Origin of the sequence: Thermococcus sp., from assembly GCF_026991495.1 — an archaeon.
Classification (GTDB): domain Archaea; phylum Methanobacteriota_B; class Thermococci; order Thermococcales; family Thermococcaceae; genus Thermococcus.
In genome coordinates, this window is the sequence record NZ_JALXBJ010000036.1 from 1 (window position 1) to 6,537 (window position 6,537).

Consider the following 6,537-nt stretch of genomic DNA (forward strand, 5'->3'; position numbering starts at 1 on the left):
CCTACACGCTGGAGAAGACTAACCTCGGCCTTCTAAGAGCTGGCGAGAGGGTGAACTACGAGATAGACGTCATAGCGAGGTACGTGAGGAGAATCCTCTCCACTTAATTCCATTTTTGGAACAAATTCTTAAAAGATGTGGAACAAAATTGTTCCAGGGGAATGAAAGATGAACTGGGACTCAATAAGGAGTGCCATCCTTGATGGAAAACCCGTCGTTCTCATCGACGATAGAAGAGAATTTGAGGCCGATTTGGTTTATCCGGCCGAGATAGCCTCGCCTGAGGTTGTGAACTTCATGCTCTCCATGAAGGGCCTCCTCTGTTTTACGATGGACATGGAGGGGGCCCTGAAAAGGGGCTTCTTCCCCCTGCCGAGCAAAGAGGGAGAGACTAACTTTCTGATCCCAGTTGACTACAGGGGGAACTTCACGGGCATAACCGCTGAAGAGCGGGCCTTAACGGCTAAAAAGCTTGCTGAGGGTCTCTCGGTTGAGCACTTCAGGTATCCGGGTCATCTTCACCTGCTCGGCGGGGTAGGCCTGAACAGGCGGAGAGGACATACGGAGGGCTCGCTTGAGCTCATGGAAATCCTCGGCTTCAAGAGGTACGCCCTCATAGTCGAGATACTCGACGAAAAAGGGGACTCCCACAACCGCGAGTACGCTTTAAAGCTCGCGGAGGAGCACGGTTTGCCGGTCGTCAACATCGACGACGTCTGGAAGGAGTTCGTAAAGAGGAAACAGCTGATCAAGGTTTACGCCAACGCGAGATTGCCGACGCGCTATGGCGAGTTCAGGATAATAGCCTTCGACAACGAGCTGGACTTCAAGGAGCACGCGGCTGTGGTTAAGGAGCCCTACGGGGAAGTTCCGCTCGTAAGAATTCACTCCAAGTGTTTAACGGGCGATACCCTTGCCTCGCTCAAGTGCGACTGTGGAAGCCAGCTGACCAACTCGCTCAGGATGATAGCCCAGGAAGGGGGCATACTCCTCTACATGGATCAGGAGGGTAGGGGAATCGGCCTGAAGGAGAAGATAAAGGCCTACGAGCTTCAGGATAAAGGCCTCGATACGGTTGAAGCCAACGAGGCTCTCGGTCATAGGGCCGACGAGAGAACCTACGAGAGTGCTTTCCAGATGCTCAGGGTATTGGGCGTTTCCAAGGTCAGGCTCATAACCAACAACCCGGCGAAGGCCAAGGCCCTGGAGGAGTTTGGGATTGAGGTTGTGGAGATAGTTCCGGCCCCTCCGGAGGTTACCGAATACAACAGGGCTTACCTGAAGGTGAAGGAGGAAAAGCTCGGCCACAGGCTTCCGGTGAAGGTTTGAATGATTACGTAATTCGGTAATTAAATAATTAAACAATTACAGAAATGGTGGTGGAAATGGAGGTTAGAACCCTTGAGGGGAACTTTGAGGGGAAAGGCCTTAGGATAGCGGTTGTAGTGGGGCGCTTCAACGACCTCCTCACAGGGGAGATGCTTGAAGGGGCTTTGGACTGCTTTAGGAGGCACGACGTTGATGCCGTTGACGTCATAAAAGTTCCCGGCTCATTTGAGATACCGCTCGTTGCCAAAAAGCTCGCCGAGAGCGGGAGGTACAGCGCGATTTTAGCGCTTGGAGCCGTTGTCAGGGGAGAAACGAAGCACTTCGATCTCGTTGCCAACGAAGTTGCAAAGGGCGTCGCCAACGTCTCCCTCCAGACCGGCGTCCCGGTAATCTTCGGGGTTATAACGGCTGAAGACGAGCTCCAGGGCCTCAACAGGGCGGGGATAAAGAGCAACAAGGGCTTCGAGTACGCCATGGCGGCGCTTGAGATGGCCAACCTTATGAGGGAGCTGAAGGGCTGAGCTTTCTCCTTGGTCCCTCTGATGAGGCAAGTAGCCTTCTCTTCTACTTTATGATGCTCTCCCAGCTAAGAAAGTGTTAAAGAGGGCAAACCTGATTCACAATGAGGTGATAGCATGGTAGCCCCTGATAAGCCGCTACCCTACGTTGGTGTAACACCCATCCAAATCGTCACGGCAATTGTAATCCTGGTCGTCGGCTGGATCGTTGCGAAGGTGCTGACAGCCTCGTTTAAGCGCGGGCTGAAGAAAACAAAGCTCCCAGAGCTCGTCGTGGAGTTCCTCACCAGGTTTTTCAGCGCGCTCCTATACGTTGCGGTGTTGCTTCTCGCGGTCAGGGCCTTGGGAATAGGCGTTGGCTCCGTCGTCGTGGGCCTCTCGGCGGTGATAGGCCTCATCTTGGGCTTCGGGATGCAGGACACGCTGACCAATTTAGCTGCTGGTGTGTGGATAGCCGCGCTGAGGCCCTTTAACCTCGGGGATGTTGTCACGATAAACGGTCACACGGGGAAAGTGAGGGCTATGGGGCTCATGGGGACCGAGCTTCTAACGGCTGATAACGTCCTCATCACGATACCCAACAAGCTCGTCTGGGGTAGCCCGATAGTCAACCACACGAGGATGCCCACGAGGAGGGTGAGCGTTGACGTTGGAATCGCCTACGGGACGGACCTCGAAAGGGCCATGAAGCTGGCGGTGGAGCTCATGAAAAACCACCCCAAAGTCCTCAATGAGCCGGAGCCGAGCGTCGTTGTAACCGCTCTGGCAGACTCGTCGATAAACCTTCAGCTGAGGGCGTGGGCGAAGACCGAGGACTACTGGGCCGTCAAGGGAGACCTCACGAAGAGCATCTACGAGCTCTACACCAGGGAGGGCATAGAGATACCCTTCCCGCAGATGGACGTCCACGTGAAGGAGATGCCGGGGTGAGAGGCAACTGCTCAACCCCCACCCATTATTCCAATCAGCTTTCTCCCGAGTTCGAGATGGAAGGTGAAGTCCCTGTAAAGGCCTTCGTCCCGGATTATGAGCTTGAGCTCGTTCAGCCGGGTCTTCCCCCCGAACTCACCGTAAACCGTCGTCCCGTTTACGTCAATGAGGCCGAAAACGGCGGCGAGGTTGAAGAGGAGTGTTCTCAGCTGATATGCCGTTACCTCATGGCGCCCGAGCGCCGTCCTCGGATACTCAAAGAGGAAGTACTCCAGGCCCTCCATCCTCGCCACGTCGGTTACGGCAAGATCTGCCGTCAGAAAGACCACCAGGGCCGGGCTCATCTCATCGTAGTGCTTGAGCGTCTTAACTATTATCTCGTCGTTGTTGTGCCCCTCCCCGTAGCTCTCCGCTAAGACTATCCTGTCCTTCAGCGCCTCGAACTCCTTCAGGGCTATGTAGGCAGCTTTCCTGCTCTTTTTCGTTCTCCTGTTGTTGAGCTCCCGCAGGAGGTGGCCGTTCTCAACGATGTTCATCAGCTCGTGGAGGAACTGGGTCCTGTACTTGTAGTTCATGGCGCCCTCTATCTCGTTCTTAACTGCCTCGGCAACGACTATCGGGTAGCCCCTGAGGGGCTCGTAGGAGGAGATGAAGCGGTGGTAAAAGAGGTTGGTATCTGGGGCGAAGGCAACGCCCTTCTTCAGCAGTTTGTACATCTCAAGGGCCCTCTCGAAGTCCTTTATGTTCTCGTAGGGGACTATCCCGGAGGATATGAAGGCCTCGTAGAAGTCCGGATACGAGGGCAGCTCAGGATGCCGCGACCGAAAGTCCCCCCTCCTGGCGAGGACTTCAACGGTATAGCCCCTCCTGGAGGGAAAGGCCCTGAGCAGGGTTATCCCGTAGAGGGGGAAGGAAACGGTTATACCGTAGTCCTGGAGGAGGTTTATGAGTATCTGAAGCTCAGGCTTTTCGATCACCACTGACCTCTCCATTGCCACCACCTAAGAAGTTCTTCAGCACCTGCAGGTGCTTGGGGAGCATCATATAGGGCCTGTTGGGGAAGGCCACGTCGAGGAGCGCCATGTAGAGAACCTTCTTAGTGTTGGCCTTTCTGCCCTGGATTATCGCGGCAGCGACGAGGGCCTTCCTCCCGGAGGTCATGTTTATAACGACCTCCTCGCCGTTTACCTCCCTGAAGAGCTCGGTGAAGACCCTCTCCGCGCCCGCGAAGTCGTCGTCCTCGATCACCCTCGTGTCGACCTCGGGGAAGAAGGAGAACGCCTCAGATATGGCTCTGATTGCCGCGACCACTTTGGGGAGGCTCTTTGAGTACCTCCTCTCCGTGACGACCACAACCTTTCTCGGCTTTCCATCCTTCATGATGGAGGCGTAGTAAGTGTTCACGAGGGCCCATGGCGTTCTTCCAAGCAGGGCGACGTGGATCATGCTACCACCTACTCCACCATTATTACTCCATACAAAACGCTCTCGGAGAAGTCAATATCAACGAGGGAGCTCAGCTCTATTCCCACGGCGTCAACGCTCGGCCTCACCTTCTCCGGCATCCTGCATGCTTGACCGCGCTCGAAGGGGCAGTCATCGCAGAGGTTGCAGTTGCCCGGGAAGAGGGCCATGGCGTAGAGCTTGCCCTCCCTGAAGAGCTCGGCTTCCCTCTTGAGGAGCCAGAGAAGGACTTTCCTCTTTTCTTCCTCGAAGTCCTTCATGTTTATTGAGAACTTCACGATTAGGGCCTTCTTAAAGCTCCCAACCCACTCCTTAGCTTCCCTCCAGTCCGGGGCGTAGGGAGGGCACGAAGGCCTCTTCCCGTACATCGGGCATAGGCGGCACTTCCATACCGGCCTCGGCGAAACCACTATGCTCGAAGCGTCAACCTCCTTCTCCCACAGGACTTCCATCGGGCATCAATAAAAAGGGGGAAGGAACCCTTAAAAATCAATCCATCAACCTGCCGCCGTTGACGTCAACCACTTCCCCAGTGACGTGGTCGTTTTCGAGGAGGAATATCACGGCGTGGGCTATCTCCTCTGGCTTCGCTATCTCCCCCGTCAGGGAGAGCTTCCTGAGCTTCTCCTTTATTTCCGGGCTTATCAGTTCCGTGTCAACCGGGCCCGGGGCAACAGCGTTGACGAGTATATCAGGTGCCAGATGCCTCGCGAGGTTGAAGGTGAGGGCTATAAGGCCGCCTTTAGATGCCGCGTAGTGCGGGCCAACAGTTCCGCCGTCCTTGCCGGCTATGGAGGCTATGTTCACTATCTTGCCCTTCTTCATATGCCTGAGAACCTCCTGCGTCACTATGAATGCCCCCTTGAGGTTTACAGCCAAAACGGCGTCCCAATCCTCATCGGTAACCTCCATCGGCTTCAGGGCCTTTCCTAAGATGCCGGCGTTGTTCACGAGTACGTCTATCCTGCCAAAGCGTTCGATTATCCTCTCAACCATCGCCCTGACTTCCTCCCTCTTGCTGACGTCCGCTTTAACGACGAGCGTTTCAACGCCGTACTGCCTGCAGGCTTCCTCGGTTTTCTTGGCTTCCTCCCCGCTGTGGGCGTAGTTTATGACGACGTTGGCTCCCCTCTTAGCAAGCTCAATCGCTATCGCCCTCCCGATGCCCCTCGCGGAGCCGGTGACGAGGGCGACCTTTCCCTTGAGATCCATGCAATCACCCCAATTCATTCTGCCCTTAATCCCAAAAAGCTTTTACGTTTGGAGATGTAGTAGCTATCATGAGGTGGTTGATTCCGGTATTTCTTGCGGTTTTGGTTCTCACGGGTGGATGTCTGTCGGAGGGGGGTGCGAAGATGAAAGCCCCGAAGAGTATTGAGGTTGCCTCGGTGTTTAAGGATGGGGAAGCAATACCCAAGACCTACACCTGCGAGGGAGTCGACACGAACCCGCCGCTCTACATCTCCGGGCTTCCGAACGGGACCAAGAGCCTCGTTGTCATAGTGGACGACCCGGACGCCCCGGGCGGAACCTTCACGCACTGGATAGCCTGGAACATACCGCCGGTTGAGGAGATACCGTCCTGGGTTCCGCAGGAGGGGGAGACCGAGGAGCCGGTCCACATGGTTCAGGGGAAGAACGACTTCGGAAAGATCGGTTACAACGGTCCATGCCCGCCGAGGGGAAAGCCACACCACTACCACTTCAAGGTCTACGCCCTCGACACCGAACTCGATCTCCATCCCGGTGCCTCACGCCATCAGCTTGAGAGGGCTATGGAAGGGCACGTCCTGGCGTGGGGAGAAGTCGTCGGCCTCTTCCAGCGCTGAAACGGCCGGTTTTTGATTTGCAGCTTTATTTTGCCAATCTTTTTCAAACAATTAGCGGGCCAAGACGGCAAAGCTTATATCAGTGGGCAACCTATGATGCCCGGTGAACCCCATGAAGTCACTGAAGGCTCTTGTGCTTGTAGTGTTTATTTTGGGAGCCCTGTGGGGAGTGCAGGCTGCCTCAGCGAAGGTCAGCTACACCTACAGCGGAGTCTTAGTAAAGCCCGCCCCTGGGGTGCCGGCTGTAACAACTCCCGGCGGAACCATAACACTGACACCCCAAAAAGGCATCCAGATCACGGGGCTTGGGATAATATCCATCCTCCACGGCCCGTACAAGCTCTCCATAGTCGGCACGGATTCGGCCGGTGAGATAGAGGCGAAGGTTCCGGATGACGTCGTTCCGGGTGATTACTTCCTCATAGTCAACACCACGAGCGGGCAGACCATAATCCCCAACGGCCTCT

The 6,537-nt window shown here is 55.5% G+C and carries 8 protein-coding genes and 1 pseudogene; 5 read left to right on the forward strand and 4 right to left on the reverse strand.

Annotated elements, in window-relative coordinates; genetic code table 11:
* Window positions 1–168: 168 nt before the first annotated feature.
* The 3 genes from MVB78_RS04830 (at window position 169) to MVB78_RS04840 (ending at window position 2,777) form a co-directional block, all read left to right on the forward strand.
* On the forward strand, window positions 169–1,329 hold the full coding sequence (locus tag MVB78_RS04830) for a bifunctional 3,4-dihydroxy-2-butanone-4-phosphate synthase/GTP cyclohydrolase II (protein WP_297488603.1): 1,161 nt from the start codon (window positions 169–171) through the stop codon (window positions 1,327–1,329).
* 56 nt (window positions 1,330–1,385) lie between these two features.
* Window positions 1,386–1,850, forward strand: a complete 465-nt coding sequence (gene ribH, locus MVB78_RS04835; protein WP_297488620.1) for a 6,7-dimethyl-8-ribityllumazine synthase — start codon at window positions 1,386–1,388, stop codon at window positions 1,848–1,850.
* 114 nt (window positions 1,851–1,964) lie between these two features.
* The gene (locus tag MVB78_RS04840; RefSeq protein WP_297488606.1) at window positions 1,965–2,777 is read left to right on the forward strand and encodes a mechanosensitive ion channel family protein; all 813 of its coding nucleotides are present in this window, start codon (window positions 1,965–1,967) and stop codon (window positions 2,775–2,777) included.
* A gap of 11 nt (window positions 2,778–2,788) precedes the next feature.
* On the opposite strand, the gene MVB78_RS04845 is transcribed toward MVB78_RS04840, so the two are convergent.
* From MVB78_RS04845 to MVB78_RS04860, 4 genes are read right to left on the reverse strand one after another with little or no spacing between them, the layout of a single operon-like run.
* A complete protein-coding gene (locus MVB78_RS04845; protein WP_297488623.1) occupies window positions 2,789–3,769 on the reverse strand; it encodes a PIN domain-containing protein in 981 nt (326 codons plus the stop codon).
* The gene (locus MVB78_RS04850; RefSeq protein WP_297488609.1) at window positions 3,738–4,223 is read right to left on the reverse strand and encodes a hypothetical protein; all 486 of its coding nucleotides are present in this window, start codon (window positions 4,221–4,223) and stop codon (window positions 3,738–3,740) included. The genes MVB78_RS04845 and MVB78_RS04850 overlap by 32 nt, the downstream gene beginning before the upstream one ends.
* An 8-nt stretch (window positions 4,224–4,231) precedes the next feature.
* Window positions 4,232–4,693 carry a DUF2284 domain-containing protein gene (locus tag MVB78_RS04855; protein ID WP_297488612.1) on the reverse strand — a complete coding sequence of 154 codons (462 nt, stop codon included), beginning with the start codon at window positions 4,691–4,693 and terminating at the stop codon, window positions 4,232–4,234.
* Between the two features lie 37 nt (window positions 4,694–4,730).
* Window positions 4,731–5,453 carry an SDR family NAD(P)-dependent oxidoreductase gene (locus MVB78_RS04860; protein WP_297488614.1) on the reverse strand — a complete coding sequence of 241 codons (723 nt, stop codon included), beginning with the start codon at window positions 5,451–5,453 and terminating at the stop codon, window positions 4,731–4,733.
* Window positions 5,454–5,521: 68 nt separating this feature from the next.
* Here MVB78_RS04860 and MVB78_RS04865 point away from each other — a divergent pair, with 68 nt between their 5' ends.
* Both MVB78_RS04865 and MVB78_RS04870 read left to right on the forward strand, forming a co-directional pair.
* The gene (locus MVB78_RS04865) at window positions 5,522–6,070 is read left to right on the forward strand and encodes a YbhB/YbcL family Raf kinase inhibitor-like protein (RefSeq protein ID WP_297488617.1); all 549 of its coding nucleotides are present in this window, start codon (window positions 5,522–5,524) and stop codon (window positions 6,068–6,070) included.
* 103 nt (window positions 6,071–6,173) lie between these two features.
* Window positions 6,174–6,537, forward strand: a pseudogene (locus tag MVB78_RS04870) (phosphoesterase); the annotation flags it as partial.